Origin of the sequence: Leucobacter luti (assembly GCF_050310065.1) — a bacterium.
In the GTDB taxonomy this organism is placed as follows: Bacteria; Actinomycetota; Actinomycetes; order Actinomycetales; family Microbacteriaceae; genus Leucobacter; species Leucobacter luti_B.
Genome location: NZ_CP190007.1, coordinates 2692520 through 2713623, shown reverse-complemented (window position 1 = coordinate 2713623; position 21104 = coordinate 2692520). Strand labels below are relative to the sequence as shown.

Annotated in this window: 21 protein-coding genes; 17 read left to right on the top strand and 4 right to left on the bottom strand. The window is 71.5% G+C overall.

The features are described from left to right. Positions 1 to 52: 52 nt before the first annotated feature. The 3 genes from ACOPJ3_RS12335 to ACOPJ3_RS12325 are packed head-to-tail and all read left to right on the top strand — an operon-like array spanning position 53 to position 4310. Positions 53 to 1663 (top strand): class I adenylate-forming enzyme family protein, encoded by a 1611-nt coding sequence (locus tag ACOPJ3_RS12335; RefSeq protein WP_427869464.1) that lies wholly within the window; start codon positions 53 to 55, stop codon positions 1661 to 1663. After that, a complete protein-coding gene (locus ACOPJ3_RS12330) occupies positions 1660 to 3135 on the top strand; it encodes a beta-ketoacyl-[acyl-carrier-protein] synthase family protein (RefSeq protein ID WP_427869463.1) in 1476 nt (491 codons plus the stop codon). Before ACOPJ3_RS12335 ends, ACOPJ3_RS12330 begins: the two co-directional genes overlap by 4 nt. Continuing rightward, entirely contained in the window at positions 3132 to 4310 is a 1179-nt protein-coding gene (locus tag ACOPJ3_RS12325; protein WP_427869462.1) for an acyl-CoA dehydrogenase family protein, read from the top strand. Before ACOPJ3_RS12330 ends, ACOPJ3_RS12325 begins: the two co-directional genes overlap by 4 nt. Before the next feature lie 168 nt (positions 4311 to 4478). Here the strand turns inward: ACOPJ3_RS12325 and ACOPJ3_RS12320 are convergent, their stop codons facing one another. Further along, entirely contained in the window at positions 4479 to 4754 is a 276-nt protein-coding gene (locus ACOPJ3_RS12320) for a hypothetical protein (protein WP_427869461.1), read from the bottom strand. A gap of 71 nt (positions 4755 to 4825) precedes the next feature. Between ACOPJ3_RS12320 and ACOPJ3_RS12315 the strand changes: the two genes are divergently transcribed. Beyond that, on the top strand, positions 4826 to 5275 hold the full coding sequence (locus ACOPJ3_RS12315) for a MarR family winged helix-turn-helix transcriptional regulator (RefSeq protein WP_427869460.1): 450 nt from the start codon (positions 4826 to 4828) through the stop codon (positions 5273 to 5275). A 239-nt stretch (positions 5276 to 5514) separates the two neighbouring features. Here the strand turns inward: ACOPJ3_RS12315 and ppa are convergent, their stop codons facing one another. Then, complete coding sequence (gene ppa / locus ACOPJ3_RS12310) at positions 5515 to 6006, bottom strand: inorganic diphosphatase (RefSeq protein ID WP_427869459.1); 492 nt, start codon at positions 6004 to 6006, stop codon at positions 5515 to 5517. A gap of 147 nt (positions 6007 to 6153) precedes the next feature. Here ppa and tilS point away from each other — a divergent pair, with 147 nt between their 5' ends. From tilS to ACOPJ3_RS12275, 7 genes are all read left to right on the top strand, one after another. Beyond that, the gene (gene tilS, locus ACOPJ3_RS12305) at positions 6154 to 7326 is read left to right on the top strand and encodes a tRNA lysidine(34) synthetase TilS (RefSeq protein ID WP_427869458.1); all 1173 of its coding nucleotides are present in this window, start codon (positions 6154 to 6156) and stop codon (positions 7324 to 7326) included. Between the two features lie 4 nt (positions 7327 to 7330). Beyond that, positions 7331 to 7891, top strand: coding sequence for a hypoxanthine phosphoribosyltransferase (hpt, locus tag ACOPJ3_RS12300; RefSeq protein WP_427869457.1), 561 nt, complete (start codon positions 7331 to 7333; stop codon positions 7889 to 7891). Positions 7892 to 8073: 182 nt separating this feature from the next. Continuing rightward, positions 8074 to 10248 carry an ATP-dependent zinc metalloprotease FtsH gene (gene ftsH, locus ACOPJ3_RS12295; protein WP_427869456.1) on the top strand — a complete coding sequence of 725 codons (2175 nt, stop codon included), beginning with the start codon at positions 8074 to 8076 and terminating at the stop codon, positions 10246 to 10248. 4 nt (positions 10249 to 10252) lie between these two features. Continuing rightward, entirely contained in the window at positions 10253 to 10840 is a 588-nt protein-coding gene (gene folE, locus ACOPJ3_RS12290) for a GTP cyclohydrolase I FolE (protein WP_427869455.1), read from the top strand. Continuing rightward, positions 10837 to 12159 carry a dihydropteroate synthase gene (folP, locus tag ACOPJ3_RS12285; protein ID WP_427869454.1) on the top strand — a complete coding sequence of 441 codons (1323 nt, stop codon included), beginning with the start codon at positions 10837 to 10839 and terminating at the stop codon, positions 12157 to 12159. Before folE ends, folP begins: the two co-directional genes overlap by 4 nt. Then, entirely contained in the window at positions 12156 to 12671 is a 516-nt protein-coding gene (folK, locus tag ACOPJ3_RS12280) for a 2-amino-4-hydroxy-6-hydroxymethyldihydropteridine diphosphokinase (protein WP_427869453.1), read from the top strand. Before folP ends, folK begins: the two co-directional genes overlap by 4 nt. Beyond that, a complete protein-coding gene (locus tag ACOPJ3_RS12275) occupies positions 12664 to 13179 on the top strand; it encodes a DUF3180 domain-containing protein (protein ID WP_427869452.1) in 516 nt (171 codons plus the stop codon). The genes folK and ACOPJ3_RS12275 overlap by 8 nt, the downstream gene beginning before the upstream one ends. 33 nt (positions 13180 to 13212) lie before the next feature. On the opposite strand, the gene ACOPJ3_RS12270 is transcribed toward ACOPJ3_RS12275, so the two are convergent. After that, on the bottom strand, positions 13213 to 13650 hold the full coding sequence (locus tag ACOPJ3_RS12270) for a VOC family protein (RefSeq protein WP_427869451.1): 438 nt from the start codon (positions 13648 to 13650) through the stop codon (positions 13213 to 13215). A gap of 79 nt (positions 13651 to 13729) precedes the next feature. On the opposite strand from ACOPJ3_RS12270, the gene ACOPJ3_RS12265 reads away from it, so the two are divergent. From ACOPJ3_RS12265 to lysS, 4 genes are all read left to right on the top strand, one after another. Continuing rightward, positions 13730 to 14287 (top strand): PH domain-containing protein, encoded by a 558-nt coding sequence (locus tag ACOPJ3_RS12265; RefSeq protein WP_427869450.1) that lies wholly within the window; start codon positions 13730 to 13732, stop codon positions 14285 to 14287. Further along, positions 14284 to 16116 (top strand): PH domain-containing protein, encoded by a 1833-nt coding sequence (locus ACOPJ3_RS12260; RefSeq protein ID WP_427869449.1) that lies wholly within the window; start codon positions 14284 to 14286, stop codon positions 16114 to 16116. The genes ACOPJ3_RS12265 and ACOPJ3_RS12260 overlap by 4 nt, the downstream gene beginning before the upstream one ends. Further along, positions 16113 to 16832, top strand: coding sequence for a Rossmann-like and DUF2520 domain-containing protein (locus tag ACOPJ3_RS12255; RefSeq protein WP_427869448.1), 720 nt, complete (start codon positions 16113 to 16115; stop codon positions 16830 to 16832). The genes ACOPJ3_RS12260 and ACOPJ3_RS12255 overlap by 4 nt, the downstream gene beginning before the upstream one ends. Before the next feature lie 92 nt (positions 16833 to 16924). Next, positions 16925 to 18472, top strand: coding sequence for a lysine--tRNA ligase (lysS, locus tag ACOPJ3_RS12250; protein WP_427869447.1), 1548 nt, complete (start codon positions 16925 to 16927; stop codon positions 18470 to 18472). Positions 18473 to 18561: 89 nt separating this feature from the next. Here the strand turns inward: lysS and ACOPJ3_RS12245 are convergent, their stop codons facing one another. Beyond that, positions 18562 to 19167 (bottom strand): GNAT family N-acetyltransferase, encoded by a 606-nt coding sequence (locus ACOPJ3_RS12245; RefSeq protein WP_427869446.1) that lies wholly within the window; start codon positions 19165 to 19167, stop codon positions 18562 to 18564. Positions 19168 to 19306: 139 nt separating this feature from the next. Between ACOPJ3_RS12245 and ACOPJ3_RS12240 the strand changes: the two genes are divergently transcribed. Further along, positions 19307 to 19486, top strand: a complete 180-nt coding sequence (locus ACOPJ3_RS12240; protein ID WP_427869445.1) for a hypothetical protein — start codon at positions 19307 to 19309, stop codon at positions 19484 to 19486. Positions 19487 to 19562: 76 nt separating this feature from the next. After that, positions 19563 to 21044, top strand: coding sequence for a cardiolipin synthase (cls, locus tag ACOPJ3_RS12235; protein ID WP_427869444.1), 1482 nt, complete (start codon positions 19563 to 19565; stop codon positions 21042 to 21044). The last annotated feature ends 60 nt before the right edge of the window (positions 21045 to 21104 follow it).

Here is a 21104-nt window from a genome sequence, read left to right as displayed (position 1 = left end):
TCCGTAGAATGAGACCCGTTCTGCGACAGCGATCTTTCAGGAGGTGCGGCGGGTGCCGATCACAGCGAGTGTGCTCGAGACCGCCGCGCGCCACCCCGGCCGCACCGCGATCGCCGGCCCGGGCGAGAAGCTCAGCTATCAGGGCCTCGTCGACGACTCGCGGCGCGTGTTCGCCGCCGTCGACGCGCTGCAACTCGCCGCAACCTCAACCCCCGCCAAGGAAACCCGCGGCATCCCGATCACGGCGGTGAGCGTCGACTCGGCCTTCGACGCCGCGCGCATCGTCGCGGGCCTCGCGGGCTACCGCGCGGTGTCGGCCGTGATCGACCCGCGCTGGCCGCTCGAGCACCGGGTGCGGGCGATCGTCTCGACGGGGGTCGGGCTCGTGATCGCCGACGATCCGGCGCTCGCGGGGGCGCTCGCCGCGGCTGGCTGGGCGGGCGCGATCCTGGGCCTCGCCGAGTTCCGGGAGCTGAGCGAGCGCGCCGAGCCGGCGCCTCCGCCCACCGTTCGCGCGGGGGACGAGGCGTTTCTCATGCTCTTCTCCTCCGGAACGACGAGCGCGCCCAAGGCGTTCCTCAAGACGCGGGATCAGTACCGGGCGAACGTCGCGGTGTCCGCGGCGCACCTCGAGCCGTTCCCCGGCGTCGAGACGCTCGCGCCGGGGCCCGTGTCGTACAGCCTCACGCTGTACGCCGTGATCGAGTGTCTCGCCACGGGCGGCGGCGCGCACCTCACCGACCGCTTCGAACCGTTCGGGATCGCGGCCCGGATCAGGGAAGAGGGCATCACGCGGCTCGTCGCCGTGCCCGCCGTGGTCGAGGCGCTCACGATCGCGGCGAGGCGGGATCCCGCGGCGCTCGCCGGGCTCGAACTCGTCGTGACGGGCGGCGCGAACCTGCCGGCGAGCGTGCGCGACGGGCTCGCCTCGGCGCTCCCGCACACGCGGCTCATCAGCTATTACGGCGCCGCCGAGATCGGCTTCATCGGCGACAGCCGCGAGGGGGACGGCACGGGGATCCGGGTCTACCCCGAGATCAGCGCGGAGATCCGTGACGAGAGCGGCGCCCGGGTGCCCGCGGGCGAGCTCGGCGAGCTCTGGATCCTCGCGGAGGCCTGTTCGGACGGCTACCTTTCCGGCACGAGCGACGAGACGCTGCAGGGCGAGGGCGGATGGGCGACCGTGCACGACCTCGGCCGCATCGCGGCGGAGGGCGGCGCGCTCGAGCTCGTCGGGCGCGCGGGCGACGTCGTCGCGACTGGCGGGCACAAGGTCGCTCTCCCCGAGATCGAGCGGGCGTACGCGGCGATGCCGGGAATCGGTGCGGCGTGCGCCGTCGCCCTGCCGGATCCCCGGCTCGGCGCCGTCGTTGCGCTCGTCGTCGAGCGGGTCGAGCGGGCCGAGCACGCCAAGGGTACCGAGGGTGCCGAGGACGCCAAGGGCGCCAATGGCGCCGAGGGCACCGCGATCCCGGGCCGCGATGAGCTCGCCGAGTGGGGCCGCGAGCGGCTCGCGCCGCAGTACGTGCCGCGCAGGTGGTTCGCGGTCGAGCGCCTGCCGCGCACGATCGGAGGCAAGGTGCGGCGCGGCGAGACGGCGGCGCTCGTGGCGGCCGTCGTTTCTGCCGCGGCCGCCGGAAACGAAGGGGTGGTGCGGCTGTGACGGGAAACGGTGCGGAGGGGCGCTTTCGGGAGCGGCGCGCGGTCGTCACCGGGCTCGGCGCCGTGACGGCGGCCGGGCCGGGCGCGGACGCGCTGTGGGAGGCCGCGGTCGCGGGCCGCAGCGTGGTCACGGAGCTCAGCGGCGTCGACTCTGCCGGCGCGCCCTATGCGGAGCTGCCGGTGCGGATCGGCGGCCGCATCCGGGGATTCGACGCGGGATCGCTGCGCCCCGAGCTTCCCTCGGGCCTCGCGCGCAGACTCAGCGACGTGCAGCTGTGGGGGATCGCGGCCGCGGACGAGGCGCTGCGGCAGGCGCTGCGTCAGTTGACGAACGACCCGGAGGACGCCAACCGAGCGCCCGCCCTGCCGTGGGATCCGGCGCGCGTCGCGGTCATCGCGGCGACGGGATCCGGCCCGATCCAGGCGATGCAGGAGGCAACGCGGGCGCTCGACGCGCGGGGATCCCGCGCCGTGCCGCTCGCGCTCTCGGTCTACGGCGCCCCCGACGCCGCGGCCGCGATCCTGAGCCAGCGCTATGGCATCGAGGGCCCCGCGCAGGGGCTGAACGCGACGTGCGCGAGTGGGGCGATCGCGCTCGGCGAGGGGCTGCGCAGGATCCGCCACGGCTACGCCGACGCGGTGCTCGTCGTCGGCATGGAGGACTGCCTCGGCGCGGTGAACCTCGCCTCGAACGCGAACCTGCGCGCGCTCGCCGCGGGCTACGAGGGCGACCCGGCCGCGGCGAGCCGGCCGTTCGACCGCGCCCGCGCCGGCTTCGTGATGTCGCAGGGCGCCGCGGCGATTCTGCTCGAGTCGGAGGACGCGGCCAGGGCCCGCGGCGCGGAGGCGCTCGCGGTGCTCGCCGGCTTCGGCGCGTCGAGCGACGCGCACCACGCGACCGCGCCGCACCCGGAGGGCCGCGGCGCGGCGCGCGCCGTGCGCGAGTGCCTCGCCGACGCGGGCCTCGGCAGCGGCTTCGCCCACGGGGTGGGGCATGGCATCGGTTCCGGATCCCGCGCCGAGGCCTTCCCAGACGACGTGGAGGGGCCTGCGCTCGGGGCGAGCTTCGGCGACGGCGCGGAGGACGACGCCCTGATCGCCGCGGAGTTCGTCGACCACATCAACGCCCACGGCACGGGCACCCAGGCCGGCGACGCCGCCGAGCTCCGCGCGCTCACGGCCGCGCTCGGCGACCGCGCGCGGGAGATCCCGATCACCGCGACGAAGTCGAGCACGGGTCACCTGCTCGGCGCGGCGGGGATCGCGGAGGCGATCCTCGCGATCCGGACGCTCAGAGAGCGGCTGCTGCCGCCCACCATCAACCTGCAGGACCCGGAGTTTCCCGGCTGGGACTTCGTGACGGAGACCGCGCGGCCGGCGACGATCGAGACGGTGCTCTCGACCTCGTTCGGTTTCGGCGGGCACAACGGCGCCGTGCTGTTCACGCGCGCCACCGAGGAGGAGACGGAATGACGGATCGCGAGACCAGGCACGCTGAGCTTGCCGGGCGCTACCTGCCGCAGGAGTCGCTCGAGCGGATGCGGGCGCGGGCGGGGGAGACCGACCGCGAGAATGAGTTCTTCTGGGAGGATCTGGACGAACTCCGCGCCGCGGGCTACCTCACGCTCTTCGTGCCCGAGGAGTTCGGCGGCCCGGGCCTCACGCTGAACGAGGTCTCGCGGCTGCAGCAGCGGCTCGCGACCGCGGCGCCCGCCACGGCGCTCGCGATCAATATGCACCTCATGTGCACGGGCGTCGTGCGCGCGATGTTCGAGCGCGGCGACCGCTCACTCGCGAGGGTCTTCGAGGAGACGATGGCGGGGGAGGTCTTCGCGTTCGGGATCAGCGAGCCGTCGAACGACTGGGTGTTGCAGGGCTCGAACACGCGCGCCGTGCCCGATGGCGAGGGCGGCTACGCGCTCACGGGCGTCAAGATCTTCACCTCGCTCTCGCCCGCCTGGACGCGCCTCATCGTGCACGGCCTCGACGACTCGGATCCCGAGGCCCCGCGCCTCGTCTACGGCTTCATCGAGAGATCCGCCGAGGGGATCTCGGTCTCCGAGGACTGGGACGTGCTCGGCATGCGCGCCTCGCAGAGCCGCGCGACGATTCTGTCGGGCGTGCGGATGCCGGCCGACCGGGTGGCGCGCCGGATCGAGCCCGGGCCGGTTCCGGATCTCCTGACCTTCGCGATCACCGCGAACTTCCAGTTGCTGATCGGCCCGGTCTACGCGGGTGTCGCGCAGCGCGCGCTCGAGGTGGGCGCTGCAGGCCTGAAGCGGCGCACCTCGGCGAAGCGCGGGGCGACGCTCGCGGAGGCGCCGGAGTTCCGGGCGCGGCTCGCGAAGGCCCACCTCGATTTCATGGCCGTGCCGGCGCAGCTCGACTCGGTGACGCGCGACTTCGATGAGTGCGTCAACCACGGGGCGGGCTGGCCGCTGCGCCTGGTGAGCGCGCGGATCCGTGCCGGGGAGGCCGCGCGCAGATGCGCGGAGACGGCGCTCATGTGCACGGGCGGATCCGGCTTCTCGAACGCGCAGGAGGCGAGCCGGCTGTACCGGGACGCGGCGGCCGGGCTGTTCCATCCGCCGAGCGAGGACGCCGCGCTGCCGATGTACGCTGCGGCGCTGCTCGACACTGACGAGTAAGGGGTCGAGGCCGGCGGGCCGCTCCTGGCGGGCCGAGCCCGGCTGGCCCTGCCCTGGCTGGCCCAGAACGGCTGATCACAGGGAGAAGGTGACCGGCGACGCCGTTGTCGGCGGTCACGGGCCACCATAGCCCGAAGCCGCGCAAATGGGAAGGGCGGGCGGCCGCCGCTACTTGCTGGCGCGCCCCGTGAGGAAGCCGAGCGCGAGCCAGAACCCGAGCGAGGAGATGACGATCCCGCCCAGGAAGAGCAGGATCTCGCGGCCAGGAACGCTGAAGGCGAGGCTGGTGACCCACATGCCAGCGACCATGAGCAGTGAGCCGAGGGTGGAGAGGAGGATCACGCCGATCGAGGCCCGAGGCTGCTCGGCCTGAACGAACACCTGCTCCTTGGTGGCTTCCGGGGTGTCGGGCTGCGCGGTCATCTCGGACACTTGTTCCTCCAATGGTTATCCTTCAAATAATTAGGACACTAATTAATGGTACCTGCTCCTCCTCGATCTGGAAAAATGGACCCATGAGTTCGCCCGACGCCCTGTCCCTCGATCGTCAGGTCTGCTTCGCGCTCACCGTCGCCTCGCGCGGCATTGTCGCGGCGTACAAACCGGTGCTCGACCCGCTCGGGATCACGCACCCGCAGTACCTCGTGATGCTCGCGCTCTGGGAGCACCACACGCTCGATCTCAGCTCGCTCGCGCGCCTCCTGCATCAGGAGGCATCGACGCTCTCGCCCCTGATCAAGCGGCTGGAGACGCAGGGGCTCACGAAGCGTCAGCGCAGCCAGGAAGACGAGCGCCGCCTCGAGATCACGCTCACGGAAGCGGGGCGGGAACTCCGCAGCCGAGCCGAGCAGGTCCCCGTCGAGATGGCGAAACGCCTGCGCATGACGCCGGAGGAGCTCTCCGAGCTGCACGCGTCCATGATGCACCTCATCGCCGAGAGCCGGCGCTCGCTCGAGGGGTCCTAACCGCGGCCCTGTCCGGCTCGCCGCGTCCCGGGCAGCAGCGCCCAGCTAGAGATCCGCATGCAAAGTCAAGAATTTGGGCTTTCAGCCGTGCAGGGTGCAGAACTCGTGCTGAGCGCAGGAGGGAGCCTGGGGCGTGGAGCCTGGGGCGTGGGGCGGGGGCCGGAGCGAGCTGCCGAAGCTGACCCGGCACGCAAGAGGGGCCCGGGATCAGGTGATCCCGGGCCCCTTCGCGGTTAGGCCTAGTGGCCCGCAGCGAGGCGCTCCTGCGCCTCGACGATGAGCTGCTCCGCGTCAGCGGCCGAGCCCCACGCGTCGACCTTGACCCACTTGCCGGGCTCCAGGTCCTTGTAGTGCTCGAAGAAGTGCTCGATCTCCTTGCGCGTGTACTCCGGGATGTCGGCGACGTCCTGGATGTGCTGCCAGCGCGGATCCTTGTGCTGCACCGCGATGACCTTGTCGTCGCCGCCGGCCTCGTCGCTCATCTTGAGCACGCCGACCGGGCGCACCTTGATGCCGACGCCGGGGAAGACGGGGTAGTCGAGCAGCACGAGCACGTCGAGCGGATCGCCGTCCTCGCCGAGCGTCTCCTCGAAGAAGCCGTAGTCGGTCGGGTAGACGAAGCCCGTGTAGAGCACGCGGTCGAGGTAGACTCGGCCGGTCTCGTGGTCGACCTCGTACTTGTTGCGGCTCCCCTTGGGGATCTCGATGACGGCGTCGAATGCTGCGGCCATGCGCGCTCCTCGTGCTTTCTCTGTGCCGGCGGGCTTGCTCCCGCGCGGGGTGTGCGTTGCCGTCCCAGATTACCGGACCGCATGAGTGGGCGCTGAGCCGGTGTCGCGCGGGCGGGCCCCGGAGGCGCGGCGCGGTAGTTTGGGGGCGTGAAGAACGGAGAGCCGCGGAGGGGCCCAGGCCCCGACGCCCGGGTGCGCACCAGGCGGGCGGTCCGCATCGCGCTCGCACGGCTCGCGGCCGCGGATCCTGATCCGAGCCGGTCCCCGGATCAGGATCAGGATCCGGCGCCGGATCAGGCCCTGCCGCTCGTGCTCGTCGCCCTCTCCGGCGGCGCCGACTCGCTCGCGCTCGCCTCGGCAGCGGCCAGGGAGGCCGCGCGCGCACGGGTGCGGGCCGGTGCAGTCGTGGTCGATCACGGGCTCCAGGAAGGGTCGGAGGCGGTCGCGGAGTCGGCGGCGGCGCAGGCGCGGGCGCTCGGGCTCGATCCCGTGCTCGTCAGGAGGGCCGACGTTGAGAGCGACTCCGCGGACGGGCCGGAGGCCGCGGCGCGCACCGCCCGCTACGCGGAGCTCGCCGCGGCGGCGAGCGACTCGGGCGCGGCCGCGATCCTCACGGCGCACACCCGGGATGACCAGGCTGAGCAGGTGCTCCTCGGGATCGCGCGCGGCTCGGGCCTCAGGAGCCTCGCCGGGATCCCGAGCGAGCGGGGGCTCCGCCGCGGCGCGCGCGGCTCCGGTCCCGGCACCGGGAGCGACCGGCGGCCCGGGATCCGGATCCTGCGCCCCTTCCTCGCCGAGGAGGCGGGCATCGGTCGCGCCGAGACGCTCGAGGCGTGCGCGGCCGACGGGCTTACGCCCTGGTCGGACCCGCACAACGCGGACCCGGCGTTCGCCAGGGTGCGGGTGCGGGCGACCGTGCTTCCCGTGCTTGAGCGCGAGCTCGGGCCGGGGATCGCCGCGGCGCTCGCCCGCACGGCCGACCTCGCGGGCGAGGACGCGGCCGCGCTCGAACTGCTCGCCGACCGGGCGCTCGTGGAGCTTGGCGGCGGAGCGGGCTCGGGGGAGGCGGGCGCTGCGGTGAGCCTCCCGGTCGCACGGCTCGCGGAGCAGCCGGCGGCGATCCTGTATCGCATGATCAGGCAATTCGTCTCCGAGCGCTTCGGATCCCGGCTCAGCAGGGAGCACACGCTCGGCATCGCAGCGCTCGTCACCGACTGGCGCGGGCAGGGTCCCGCGTTTGTCCCGGGGATCAGGGTGCATCGCGCGGGCGGGGAGATCGTCTTCGAGCGGCAACTGGGCTCTCCGCGGCGACTACAGTAGTGGCATGGACGCGAAACACCTGGGCGACGAACTCACCGAAATTCTCCATACCGAAGCCGAGCTGCACGCGCGACTGGCCGAGATGGCCCGTGAAATCGAGGCCGACTACGCAGACAGCCCCCCGCTGCTCGTCGGCGTGCTGAAGGGCGCGGTCATGGTCATGGCCGATCTCGCACGCGAGCTCCGCTTCCACGCGCAGATGGACTGGATGGCCGTCTCCTCGTACGGGGCCGGCACGAAGTCGAGCGGCGTTGTCAAGATCCTGAAGGATCTGGACTCCGACATCACGGGCCGAGACGTCCTGATCGTGGAGGACATCATCGACTCCGGCCTCACGCTGTCATGGCTCAAGGACAACCTCGAGAGCCGCGGCGCGCGCTCAGTGAAGATCTGCACGATGCTGCGCAAGCCCGAGGCCCTCAAGGTCGAGGTCGACGTCGCCTATGTCGGCTTCGACATCCCCGTCGAGTTCGTGGTCGGCTACGGCCTCGACTACGCGGAGAACTACCGCAACCTTCGCGACGTCGGGGTCCTGGCCCCGCACGTCTACGGCGGCGAGGAGTAGCGGGAAGCGCCCGGCCGCGCCCCACACCGCCCGCCTGCACGCCTCACTTCGCCGCGGGACCTGGCCTTCGTTCCTTCCGCCCTGAGCGGAACGAGGGGCCCGCCCCAGCAGCGTGTCAGAGGTATTGGCTACAGTTGCACCAGCCGGAACCACCCGGCGCGCCCCCTCCGAAAGGCCCCGTCTTGGCAGAGCAAACGACGAAGAGCACCTCAAAGAGCAGAAAGTTCTTCAAGGGACCGCTTCTGTACCTGGTCCTCGCACCGCTCATCGTGCTGCTCGGCTGGTCGCTGCTCTCGGGCGGCAACGCCCGCGAGGTGCCGACGGAGCAGGGCCTGCAGATGCTCTCCGACAAGCAGGTCAAGGAAGCTGAGATCATCGACGGTGATCAGCGCGTCAACCTGACACTGGAGAAGGCTGACAAGAAGCTCGCGACGGATCAGGTGTTCTTCTACTACGTCGCGCAGCGCGGAGAGGCCGTGGTGAAGGCCGTCGACGAGGCGAAGCCGAAGGACGGCTTCACGGATCGCGTGCCGCAGCCGAACCCGCTGTGGTCGCTGCTCGGCTTCCTGCTGCCCATGGTACTCATCGGCCTGCTGCTGTGGTGGATGCTGTCCTCGATGCAGGGCGGCGGGCGCGGCGTCATGCAGTTCGGCAAGTCGCGCGCGAAGCTCGTCTCGAAGGAGACCCCGCAAGTCACCTTCGCCGACGTCGCGGGCGCTGACGAGGCGGTCGAGGAGCTCCACGAGATCAAAGACTTTCTGCAGGACGCGACCCGCTTCCAGGCGGTCGGCGCCCGGATCCCGAAGGGCGTGCTGCTCTACGGTCCTCCCGGCACGGGCAAGACCTTGCTCGCGCGCGCCGTCGCGGGCGAGGCCGGCGTGCCCTTCTACTCCATCTCGGGCTCGGACTTCGTGGAGATGTTCGTCGGCGTCGGCGCGAGCCGCGTGCGCGACCTCTTCAAGGAGGCGAAGGCCAACGCCCCCGCGATCATCTTCGTCGATGAGATCGACGCCGTCGGCCAGCGCCGCGGCCAGGGCATGGGCGGCGGCCACGACGAGCGCGAGCAGACGCTGAACCAGCTCCTCGTCGAGATGGACGGCTTCGACCCCAAGACCAACGTCATCATGATCGCGGCGACAAACCGCCCCGACATGCTCGATCCCGCGCTGCTGCGCCCCGGCCGCTTCGACCGCCAGATCGGCGTCGACGCCCCCGACATGCCGGGCCGTCTCAAGATTCTGCAGGTGCACGCGAAGGGCAAGCCGCTCTCGAAGAACGTCGACCTCGAGGTCGTGGCGCGCAAGACCCCGGGCTTCTCCGGCGCCGATCTCGCGAACGTGCTCAACGAGGCCGCGCTCCTCACCGCGCGCTCGAACGCGCAGCTCATCGACAACCGCGCGCTCGACGAGGCGATCGACCGCGTCATCGCTGGCCCGCAGCGCCGCACCCGCGTCATGAAGGACAAGGAGAAGCTGATCACGGCGTACCACGAGGGCGGCCACGCCCTCGTCGCGGCCGGGCTCAACTACACCGACCCCGTCACGAAGATCACGATCCTGCCGCGCGGCCGCGCCCTCGGCTACACGATGGTGATCCCGCTCGAGGACAAGTACTCCGTGACGCGCAACGAGCTGCAGGATCAGCTCGCCTACGCGCTGGGCGGGCGGGTCGCGGAGGAGCTGATCTTCCACGATCCGACGACCGGTGCCGGCAACGACATCGAGAAGGCCACGGGCACTGCCCGCAAGATGGTCACCGACTACGGTATGTCCGCCTCGGTCGGCCCGGTGAAGCTCGGCCAGGCGCAGCCCGGGGCGTTCCTCGGCGAGTTCGGCCAGAGCCGCGACTACTCCGAGGGCGTCGCCGCCTCGATCGACGCCGAGGTGCGCGCGCTCCTCGAGCAGGCGCACGACGAGGCCTACGCGGTGCTCACGCAGAACCGCGACATCCTCGACGAGCTCGCCCGCCAGCTGCTCGAGAAGGAGACGCTCGACCACATCCAGATCGCGGAGATATTCACGAACGTGCGCAAGCTGCCCGAGCGCCGGGTCTGGCTCTCGAGCGACGACCGCCCGATCGACACGCGCCCGCCGATCGAGGTCCCCGCGGTCGTGCGCACGGACGACCGGCACGACGCCGCGGCAGCCGCCGACGCCGCCACACCGGCACCGGCACCCGCACCGGCATCTGCACCCGCGGATCCGGATCCGGCTGCGGACACGGCTCCGAACGCTCCGCTCGCACCGGGCGAGTCGAGCAGGCCCCCGCGAAACCTTGGCGTATCGCCTGACTCCCATGAGCCGAACTCCGATGAGTCGAACTCGGGCGACTCCGGCTCGGGCGAGGGCTCGCGGTAGCAGCATGGGCGAGACCGTCGATCGTGAGCGCATCGCGGCCGCGGTGCGGGAGATCCTGAGCGCCATCGGCTCGGATCCCGACAGCGCCGAGCTCGCGAGCACGCCGTTCCGGGTGGCAGACGCCTACGCGGAGTTCTTCGCCGGGATCGGGAAGGACCCGCTCGTGCTGCTGTCCGACTCGGTGCCGGTCGGCGACGATACGGGGGAGCTCGTGCTCGTGCGCGACATCGCGCTCCGCTCGGTCTGCGAGCACCACCTTCTGCCGTTCCGCGGGCGTGCGCACATCGCGTACCGGCCGGGGCGCAGGGTCGTCGGCCTGAGCGCGATCCCGCGCGTCGTCGAGACGCTGGCCGCGCGGCCGCAGGTCCAGGAGCGGCTCGGCGAGCAGATCGCGCAGGCGCTCGCGGACGGGCTCGATCCGCGCGGCGTGCTCGTGGTGCTCGAGGCGAGCCACGGCTGCGTCGCCGACCGCGGCGTGCGCCAGACGGAATCGCAGATCGTCACGGTCGCCTCGCGCGGCTCGCTGAGCGAGACGACGGAGCAGGCGGCGGTGTTCGCCCTCCTCGGCGGGTCCGAAGGCCCGGCGTCGTGACCGCGCGACGAGAGGGGCGCGCTCCGCTCGTCATGGGCGTGCTCAACGTCACCCCCGACTCCTTCAGCGACGGCGGCAAGTGGGACACCGCGGCCGCCGCGATCGCGCGCGGCCGCGAGCTCGCGGCCCAGGGGGCCGACATCGTCGACGTCGGCGGCGAGTCGACGCGGCCGGGCGCCCAGCCCGTGTCGGTCGCCGACGAGCTCGCGCGCGTGAGCGAGGTCGTCTCGGCGCTCTCGGGCGACGGCATCGCCGTCTCGATCGACACGATCCACGCCGAGACCGCGCGGGCGGCCGTCGCGGCCGGCGCGCGCTGCATCAACGACGTCTCCGGCGGCCTGCACGATCCGGCGATGCTCGCGGTCGCCGCGGCGGCGAGCCGCGACCGCGGCGTGCGCTTCATCGCGGGGCACTGGCGCGGAATCCCTGATCCGGGGCACGAGCGCTCCGCCTACTCCGACGTGGTCGGCGAGGTGCGCGAGGCGCTCGCGGCGCGGGCGAGCGCGGCACTCGCCGCGGGGGTCGCGCGCGAACACCTGATCATCGACCCGGGCCTCGGCTTCGACAAGACGGGCCCCCAGTGCTGGGAGCTGCTCGGCCGCCTCGACGAACTCCTGGCGCTCGGCCTGCCCGTGCTCGTCGGCGCTTCGCGGAAGCGGATGATCGCGGACGCGCTCGCGCCGCTCCCCGCCGCGGCCAGGCGCGCCCCGGCCGGCGCGGGCGAGCGGGATGACTGGCACGAGCGCGACCTCGCAACGGCGGTCGTGAGCGCGCTCGCCGCGCGGGCCGGCGCCTGGGGAGTGCGCGTGCACGACGTGCCGAACACGGCCCAGGCCCTCGCGGTCACATCGGCGTGGGAGGAGGGCGCGCGCTCGGCAGGTGCCGGATCCGCCGCTGCACCCGCCACCGAACTCAACGCCGCCGCGCCGATCCCGCGCGACCGGATCACCCTCACCGGCCTCGAGGTATACGCCCACCACGGCGTCTTCGACTTCGAGCGCGAGCGCGGGCAGCGCTTCCTCATCGACGCGGAGGTCGCGGTCGACCTCGCGTCCGCCGCCGCGGGCGACGCACTGGAGCGCACGGTGCACTACGGCGAGCTCGCGGCCGCGATCGTCGCCGCAGTCGAGCGCGACCCCGTCGACCTCATCGAGACAGTCGCGGAGCGGGTCGCAGACGTCGCGCTCGGCTTCGCCGGCGTGCACACGGCACGAATCACGGTGCACAAGCCGGAGGCCCCGATCGACGCCGTGTTTGCCGACGTCTCCGTCACGGTCGAGCGGGGTCCAGCAGGGGCCGAGGAAAGGAGGGCCAGGTGATCGCGCAAGTCTTCCCCGTGCTGCTCGCCTTCGGAGCGAACCTTGGCGACCGCGGTGAGACGATCCGCGCCGCGCAGGCCGAGCTCGCCGAGGCCGCCGGCCTCGAACACTTCACGCCGTCGCCGCTGCGCGAGACCGTCGCGCTCACGATGGAAGGCCCCGATCCGGACGCCCCCAGGTACCTCAACGGCGTCGCCACCGCGGAGACGACGCTCCGCCCGCACGAACTGCTCGACCTGCTGCAGTCGGTCGAGGCCGCGCACGGCCGCGAGCGCTCGGTGCGCTGGGGCGACCGCACCCTCGACATCGACCTGATCCTCTACGGCGGCCGCGTCATCAAGGACGAACGCCTCACGGTGCCGCACCCGCGCGCCCACGAGCGGGACTTCGTGCTCGCCCCCTGGCTCGATCTCGACCCGCAGGCCGTGCTCATGGGCCACGGCAGGGTCTCCGAGCTGCTCGCCCGCGTCGGCGATACGACGCGGCCTTTCACCGAGGACAGCCATGCGTGAGCCTGAGCGGAGCGGCGGCATGGTGCTCCCCATCGCCGCGGGAGCGATCGGGATCGTGGTCGGCCTGCTCGTGCAGATCGGTCTCTCGAACCGCGGCCAGGCGCCGCTCGTCCCGCCCCTCTCGCTGCCCGCGACACTCGTCGTGATCGGGGGAGTGCTGCTCGCGCTCGGGATCCGGTTGCGCCGCGCCGTGCGGCACCGGCCGGGGGCCGTGAACCCGTTCCACGCCGTCCGGCTGCTCGCAGCCTCGCGCGCCGGCGTGATCGTCGGAGCCCTCCTCGGAGGTTTCGGCGGCGGACTCGCGCTCTCGCTCGTGGGTCGCACGGTCGCCGCGCCCGTCGCGACCTGGCTCCCCATGGTGCTCGCGCTCCTCGGAGGGATCGTGCTCGTCGTGTGCTCGCTCATCGCGGAGGCGCTGTGCCGGGTGCCGCCGGGCGACGACGAGCCGGAGGCGGACGGTGACCCGGAGCCGGGTCCCGCCGACCAGCCGGCGTTCCGGGTGCACTGATCCGGGTGCACTGATCCGGCGCGTTCTGCCCGATCAGCTGCCGGTGAGCTCCTGCGCAAGCATCACGAGGATCCCGCTCGGACCGCGCAGATAGCTCAGCCGATAGATGTCGCGGTAGTTCGCGACGCCGCGGAGGGGATGGCAGCCGTGCCGCGCCGCCACCTCGAGCGCCGCGTCGATGTCGTCGACGGAGAACGCGACCCGATGCATGCCGATCTCGTTCGGGAGCGTGGGCGCGGTCTCGATCGCCTCGGGATGGATGTACTCGAAGAACTCCAGTTGGCCCCGCCCGTCCGGGGTCTGCAGTACGGCGATCTTCGCGTGGTTGCCGTCGAGGCCGACCGCCGTGTCGGCCCACTCCCCGCTCACCTCGTCCCGACCGAGCACCGTGAGACCGAGATCCGTGAAGAAGGCGACAGCCTCCTCGAGATCCCGCACGGCGATTCCGACGTTCTCCAGCTTGATGCTCATGCCGCGCATCGTAGTCCCGAAATCTGCGGAGACGGGGAGTTTCTCTGCGATGACAGTGGGCTCGAATAGGGTGGGAGACGTGAGTCAGGACTTCGCAGAACAGCCCCCCGCGGCGCACCGCCCCGTCGAGCCACGGCCTGGCGGTGACGACGGCTGGCCGAACGGCCAGGTGCCGTGGCAGCGCGTCTCGCCCTCCTACGCGTGGGCGGATCTCGCGGTCAACCTGATCTTCGTGCTGATCCTCGCGGTCGCGGCCGGCGTCGCATTCGTCGCCGCGGGCGACGAACTGCCGCTCCTGCCGAAGCTCGCGCTCCCGGCGCTCGCCCTCATTCTGCTGATCAATGCGCTGCTCGCGTTCCGCAGGGTGCGCGCGATCGGCTACATCCTCCGAGAAGACGACCTGCTGTTCCGGCGCGGGATCATGTTCGAGCGCATCGTCGCGGTGCCCTACGGGCGGCTCCAGCTCGTCGACATCAACCGCGGCCCGCTGCTGCGCGCACTCGGCCTCTCCACCCTGAAGTTCGTGACGGCGTCCGCGGCCACGGGCGTGCAGCTTCCGGGCCTCAAAGAGGCGGACGCCGAGGCGCTGCGCGACCGGCTCGTCTCGCTCGCGGAGACCAGGCGGTCGGGGCTGTGACGATCGATCCCGGGGCCGCCCCCGGCGAGGCGCGGCCGGATCCGGATCCGGCGCCAGCGGCAGGGTTGCCCGGCACCGCCGACGCCGAGGGCTGGCGCCGCCTGCACCCGCTCTCGCCCGTGCTGCGCGGCGGGCTCGCGTTCATCATCGTGATCGGCGTGATCGTGGCGAACATGCGCGACTGGCTCGTGAGGATCTTCGTGACCGACCGGGTCGAAGGGCCGATGGGCGGCAGCTCGGACGAGGGCGATCCGGTGAGCTTCGTCGTCGAGCACGGCTGGGTGCTCCCCGCGATGGGGATCGCGATCGTCGTGATCCTGCTCATCGTGCTGTTCTCGTGGATCGCCTGGCGCTTTCAGACATACCGGGTCACGGGCGACGCGGTGGAGGCGCGCACGGGCGTGCTCTTCCGCCAGCATCGGCGGGCGCCGCTCGAGCGCATCCAGAGCGTCAACCTGCAGCGGCCGCTCCTCGCCCGCGTCGTCGGCCTGACGAAGATCGAGGTCGTCACGGCCGGCCAGGGCGGCAAGGTGGAGCTCGCCTACCTGGGGCACCGCGACGCCAAGACGGTGCGCGAGCAGATCCTCGGCGCCGCAGCGATGAAGCGGGACGGGGGATCAGCCGAAGCGGTCGCCGAATCCCTCGCCGGCCATGGCCCGACCGATCTCACGGGCATCGCCTACCAGGGCGAGGGCGACGCGCTCACGGAGCGCTCGCGCGACTTCATCGACACCGACATCGACCCTCACGCCGCGGGCGCCGGTACGCTCGTGCGCGTGCCGCTCGGCCGGCTCGTCGGCAGCATCCTGCTGAGCTGGGAGACCATCACGATCGTCCTCATGATCGTGATCTTCCTGCTGGGCAGCACGATCACGACGCTGCTCATGGGCTTCCGCTCGGGGTCCGACTTCCTGAACGCCGGCGTCGGGGCGGCGCTCGGCTTCCTCTTCGGTATCGTGCCGCTCATCCTCGTGTTCCTGGGCGTGCTGTTCGGCCAGTTCAACAAGGGATTCAACTTCGTTCTCTCGCGCGGGCGCGAGGGGATCCGGGTCGGTTCCGGGCTCACGTCGACCACGACGGAGACCATCCCCTTCGGACGGATCCACGCGGTGGAGGCGCGGCAGCCGCTGCTCTGGCGCCCCTTCAAGTGGTGGAGGATCAGGGTCACGACCGCGGGTCACTCGGCCGCCCAGGCGGGCCAGAACCAGGTGCAGAACGTCGTGCTCCCCGTGGGGCGCGAGGAGGACGTGCTCCGCGTCATCGAGACGCTGCTCCCCGGCGTCGGCGACGAGGCCGAGGAGATCGCGTCGCTCCGCGACGGGCTCACGGGCGACGCCGCTGGCTACCTCCGCGCCGGCCCCCGCGCGGCCGCGGTACTGCTCTGGGGCAAGCGCCGCGCCGGCCTCGAGATCGCCGACCCGGAGCGGGAGACCGCGACCCTGCGCGTGCGCAGGGGCTACCTCACGCGCTCCCTGTCAGTCATGCCGATCCTGCGCGCGCAGTCGGCGCAGCTGCGCCGCCCGCTCGTGCACCGCATGCTCGGACTCGCCTCGGTGCAGGCGCACACGGTGCTCGGGCCCGTACGCATGGAGATGCGCGGGATCGAACTCGGCGCCGCACACACCGCGTTCGACGCACTCTCCGCGACGATCCTGCGCGTGCAGGGGGCGGAGGCGGCCGGCCGGGCAGATCGCGCGGCGCATCGGTCGGCGCCGACGTTCGCTGCCGATCAGGCGCCAGCACCTGATCCGGGGCCTGATCTCGAACCGGGGCCCGCTCCGGATCCGGGGCCGCCTGCCGGCCCCGGCGCGGGGCAGGCGCCGCGATGAGCGCGCCCCAGGCTTCGCGCCTCGGCGTCGGCGTGATCGGCGCTGGCAAGGTCGGCCCCGTGCTCGCCCGTGCGCTCGCGGGCGCCGGCCACGCGATCACCGGGATCTCGGCGATCGGCGAGGAGGCGCGCGAGCGCGCCGAGGCGATGCTGCCCGGCGTCCCCGTGCTCGAGACGGCGGAGGTCGTCCGCAGATCCGAGCTCGTGCTCCTCGCGGTGCCCGGATCGGAGCTCGAGGGCCTCGTGAGCGGCCTCGCGGCGACGGGCGCCTGGCAGCCCGGACAGCTCGCGATCCACACGGCCCCCGAGCATGGCATCGGGATCCTCGCCCCGGCGCTCGCCCAGGGGGTGATCCCGCTCGCCCTGCACCCGGCGATCGTGTTCACCGGGACGAGCCTCGACCTCGCACGCCTCAGCGGAGCGACCATCGCGGTCACGGCGCCCGCCCCCGTGCTGCCCATCGGGCAGGCGCTCGCCGTCGAAATGGGCGCTGAACCGGAGATCGTCGCCGAGGAGGACCGCCCGGCCTATGCGGACGCGGTCGCCGCCGCGACCGAGCTCTCCCGCGCGGTCGTGCGGCAGGGAGTCGAGGCGCTCAGCGAGATGGGAATCGCCCGACCCGACCGGCTCATCGGGGGGATCGTGCGCGCCTCGGTCGACGAGGAACTCATCGCAGCGGGGGCGGCCGACCCGCGAGACGGGCTCGACCCGCTCTGACGGCCCGCGCCGGCGGCGGCGCGCGCCGATCCGGAGCCGCGCCGCTGGCGTAGGATGGTGCGGTACGCCTGAACCACGGAGGACCCGCCCCAATGAGCGAGCAGACCCCTGCCAACGCGCCCGTCGAAACCGTCGAGACCGACGAGGAGATCTTCGAACAGAAGCGCGTGCGCCTGGAGAAGCGCGACAAGCTGAACGCATCCGCCGACCTCGAGGGCGGCGCCTACCCCGTGGTCGTGCCCGTGACCGCGACGATCCCCGAGGTGCGTGCCGAGTGGGGCCACCTCGAGGAGACCCCCGACACCGCGTCGGGCGCAACGGTCGGCGTGGCCGGCCGTGTCGTCTTCCAGCGCAACACGGGCAAGCTCTGCTTCGCGTCGCTCCAGTCGGGCGACGGCACCCGCATCCAGGCGATGGTGAGCCTCGCCGAGGTGGGCGAGGAGTCGCTCGCCGAGTACAAGGAGCTCGTCGACCTCGGCGACCACCTGTTCGTGAGCGGCGAGGTCATCTCGAGCCGCCGCGGCGAGCTGTCGATCATGGTGCGCGAGTGGAAGATCGCCGCGAAGGCGCTCGCCCCGCTGCCCAACATGTACGCCGAGCTGAACGAGGAGACGCGGGTTCGCCAGCGCTATCTCGACCTGATCCAGCGCGAGCAGGCCCGCCGCAACGTCGTGACGCGCGCCCGCACGATGGCGAGCCTCCGCGAGACCTTCGCGGCACGCGACTTCATCGAGGTCGAGACCCCCATGCTGCAGACGATGCACGGCGGCGCCTCGGCCCGCCCCTTCGTCACCCGCTCCAACGCGTTCGACACCGAGCTCTTCCTGCGCATCGCGCCCGAGCTCTACCTGAAGCGCGCCGTCGTCGGCGGGCTCGAGCGCGTCTTCGAGATCAACCGCAACTTCCGCAACGAGGGCGCCGACTCGACGCACAGCCCCGAGTTCGCGATGCTCGAGTCGTACCAGGCGTACACGGACTACAACGGGATCGCCGACCTCACGCAGACGCTGATCCAGAACGCCGCGCTCGCCGTGAACCGCGGCACCGAGCGCGAGGGCACCCACGTCGTGGAGTGGGCCGACGGTACGCTCTTCGACCTCGGCGGCGACTGGGACCGGATCTCGATGTACGGCACGCTCTCCGAGGCGGCCGGGCGCGAGATCACGCCCGAGACGCCCGTCTCGGAGCTGCAGGCGATCGCCGACGCCGAGGGCGTCGAGGTGAAGCTGCCGAACCACGGCAAGCTCGTCGAAGAACTGTGGGAGCACTTCGTGAAGGACGGGCTCACGCGTCCGACCTTCGTCATGGACTTCCCCGTCGAGACGAGCCCGCTCACGCGGCACCACCGCTCGATCCCGGGCGTCGTCGAGAAGTGGGACCTCTACGTGCGCGGCTTCGAGCTCGCGACCGGGTACTCCGAGCTCATCGACCCCGTCGTGCAGCGCGAGCGCTTCGTGCTGCAGGCGGCCGAGGGAGCCCGCGGCGACGACGAAGCGATGCCGATCGACGAGGAGTTCCTGCGGGCGCTCGAGCACGGCATGCCGCCGGCCGGCGGCATGGGCATGGGCATGGATCGCCTGCTCATGGCGCTCACGGGCCTCGGCATCCGCGAGACGATCCTCTTCCCCCTCGTCAAGTAGGGGGTGGCTGGCTGGCCCGCCGGCTGGCTGGCTGGCTGACGGTTGTTAGCGATTTCGGGGCTTCGCGGCCCGCTAAAGCCCCGAAATCGCTAACAACCGCTGCCGCCAGGGGTGCGTGCGCGCCACTCCTCGGCGAGGATCGCGTACATGACACCGTCGAGCCAGCCGAGGTCTCGGTGCAGGGATTCCTTGACCGAGTAGGACTCGCGGCGCATCCCGATCCGCTCCATGAGGCGCACCGACGGCTCGTTCGCGGCGAAGGCGCCCGCCTGCACGCGGCGGAGCCCAAGCTCCGAGAAGCAGAAGTCGAGCAGGTCCATCACAGCCTCAGTGGCGAGCCCGCGCCCCGCGGCGTCAGGGTGGAAGACCCAGCCGATCTCGGCGTGCACGCCGACCGCCTGCTCAGCGATCTCGCGCTGTGCCCAGCCGTCCTCGACGTGCAGCATGAGCGTGCCGATGACCCGGCCCCCGTGCTCGACCGTGAGGAAGTCGGGGGACTTCTCGGGGTAGGTCTCGTCCCAGTCGGCGCGGTCCCTCGGCGCCCAGCCGAGCCACGTTCCGACCTCGGGCAGGCGCCAGAACTCCCAGTGGGCCGCGGAATGCTCGGGCGTGGCCGGCAGAATCCGAAGCCGCTCGGTGCTGCGCGGCCAGCCGAGCTCGCGAAACGACGGACGAGGGCCGGGCGACTCGGTCATGCCCCGAGCCTAACGCCCCTCCCAGGCGGTTGTTAGCGATTTCGGGGCTTGAGCGGGCCGGGAAGCCCCGAAATCGCTAACAACCGGGGGCGGGGATCGCCCAGGTGGGGCACGGGAGGGGCGGCTAAGATTGGGAACCATGGAGAACTGGTGGATGAACGCGATCTGGTCGCTGACCCCGACCGTGCTGATCGGGCTCTTCTTTTGGCTGGTGCTGCGCCTGATCCTGCGCGCAGACCGCACCGAGCGTCGCATCTACAGCCAGATCGAGGCTGAGGAGCGCGCCAAGGCGGGCCTGCCCGCCCGCAACGATTCCTGAGTGTCGGACCTTCCCGATACAGTAATTCCAGCCGTCACGATGACGGCGTGGGAACTGCGGGGAGGAGGGGCGCGGCATGGACCTGAATTGGTTCGGGGTGAACTGGGCGTATCTGTGGACCCTCACCGTCCTCGTCGTCGACAATGTGATCAGGATCGTGGCCCTGTTCGTGGTGCCGCGCAACCGGCGCCCCACCTCCGGCATGGCCTGGCTCATGGCGATTTTCGCGCTGCCCGTGCCCGGGCTGCTGCTCTTCCTCATCATCGGAAGCAAGCGCCTGCCCCGCGCTCGCGAGCAGAAGCAGGAGGCCATTAACCTCTTCGTCGCGGAGGTCGCAGAGCGGGAGGAGCGCACCCTCGTGACGCAGATCGATCCGCTGCCGCCCGGGATCGCGAACGCTGTGAAGCTCGGGCGATCGCTCGGCGCGCAGCCCATGCTGCGCGGCAACGAGGCAACGATCTGTATCGACTACGAGCGCTCGTTCGAGGAGATGGCGGCGGCGATTCGCGAGGCGCGCGAGTACGTGCACATCGAGTTTTACATTCTCGTGCACGACAGCACGACGAACGATGTCTTCGTCGCGATGCGCGAGGCGGTCGAACGCGGCGTGAAGGTGCGCGTGCTCCTCGACCACATCTCCGCGGTGCGGAACCCGGGGGCGCGCCGCACGCGCAAGAGTCTCACCGATCTCGGCGCCGACTGGGCCTACATGCTGCCCGTGCGGCCGTGGCGAGGCGAGTATCAGCGCCCGGATCTCAGGAATCACCGCAAGATTCTCGTCGTCGACGGCAAGATCGGCTTCATGGGTTCACAGAACCTCGTGGACTCGAGCTACAACAAGCGCTCGAACCGGCGTCGCGGCCTGCACTGGAAAGACCTGATGGTGCGCGTCGAGGGGCCGATCGTGCTCGGGCTTGAGGCCGTGTTCCAGGGCGACTGGTACCTGGAGACGGGCGAGTATCTCACGCACCTCACCGAGGGCATCAGGATCGTGGATCGGCCGGGCAACCTCGACTGCCAGATCGTGCCGTCCGGCCCCGGATACGAGACCGAGAACAATCTGCAGGTGTTCGTCTCCCTGCTCTACACCGCGCAGCACCGGATCAGCATCACGAGCCCGTACTTTGTGCCAGACGGCTCGATCATGAACGCGCTGCGCGCGGCGACGGCGCGCGGAGTGGCGGTCGAGCTCTTCGTCTCTGAGGCGGGGGATCAGGCCGTCGTGTATCACGCCCAGCGCTCCTACTATGAGGAGCTCCTGCGGGCGGGGGTGCGGATCTGGATGTATCGGCCGCCCTACATCCTCCACTCGAAGCACTTCACGATCGACGACGAAGTGGCGGTGGTCGGCTCCTCGAACATGGACCAGCGCTCGTTCGGCCTCAACATGGAGATCTCGATGGTGGTGCACGGCGAGGAGTTCGTGCGGGATCTGGATCTCGTGAACGACTACTACCGGGAGAACTCGCGCGAGCTCACGATCGAGGAGTGGCTCAAGCAGCCCCTCCGCTCGCAGCTGCTCGACGGGCTTGCGAGGCTCACCTCGGCGCTCCAATAGCCGTCGGCGCGCGCGACCGCCCACGCTGAGCCGAAGTATCCGAATTCCGAATCCAAACGC

Excerpts from the sequence above, each read along its gene's own strand:
- ACOPJ3_RS12325 (WP_427869462.1), top strand. The coding sequence starts at position 3,132 with ATGACGGATCGCGAGACCAGGCACGCTGAGCTTGCCGGGCGCTACCTG.
- ACOPJ3_RS12315 (WP_427869460.1), top strand. The coding sequence starts at position 4,826 with ATGAGTTCGCCCGACGCCCTGTCCCTCGATCGTCAGGTCTGCTTCGCG.
- ppa (WP_427869459.1), bottom strand. The coding sequence starts at position 6,006 with ATGGCCGCAGCATTCGACGCCGTCATCGAGATCCCCAAGGGGAGCCGC.
- hpt (WP_427869457.1), top strand. The coding sequence starts at position 7,331 with ATGGACGCGAAACACCTGGGCGACGAACTCACCGAAATTCTCCATACC.
- folE (WP_427869455.1), top strand. The coding sequence starts at position 10,253 with ATGGGCGAGACCGTCGATCGTGAGCGCATCGCGGCCGCGGTGCGGGAG.
- ACOPJ3_RS12275 (WP_427869452.1), top strand. The coding sequence starts at position 12,664 with ATGCGTGAGCCTGAGCGGAGCGGCGGCATGGTGCTCCCCATCGCCGCG.
- ACOPJ3_RS12270 (WP_427869451.1), bottom strand. The coding sequence starts at position 13,650 with ATGAGCATCAAGCTGGAGAACGTCGGAATCGCCGTGCGGGATCTCGAG.
- ACOPJ3_RS12255 (WP_427869448.1), top strand. The coding sequence starts at position 16,113 with ATGAGCGCGCCCCAGGCTTCGCGCCTCGGCGTCGGCGTGATCGGCGCT.
- lysS (WP_427869447.1), top strand. The coding sequence starts at position 16,925 with ATGAGCGAGCAGACCCCTGCCAACGCGCCCGTCGAAACCGTCGAGACC.
- ACOPJ3_RS12245 (WP_427869446.1), bottom strand. The coding sequence starts at position 19,167 with ATGACCGAGTCGCCCGGCCCTCGTCCGTCGTTTCGCGAGCTCGGCTGG.
- ACOPJ3_RS12240 (WP_427869445.1), top strand. The coding sequence starts at position 19,307 with ATGGAGAACTGGTGGATGAACGCGATCTGGTCGCTGACCCCGACCGTG.
- cls (WP_427869444.1), top strand. The coding sequence starts at position 19,563 with ATGGACCTGAATTGGTTCGGGGTGAACTGGGCGTATCTGTGGACCCTC.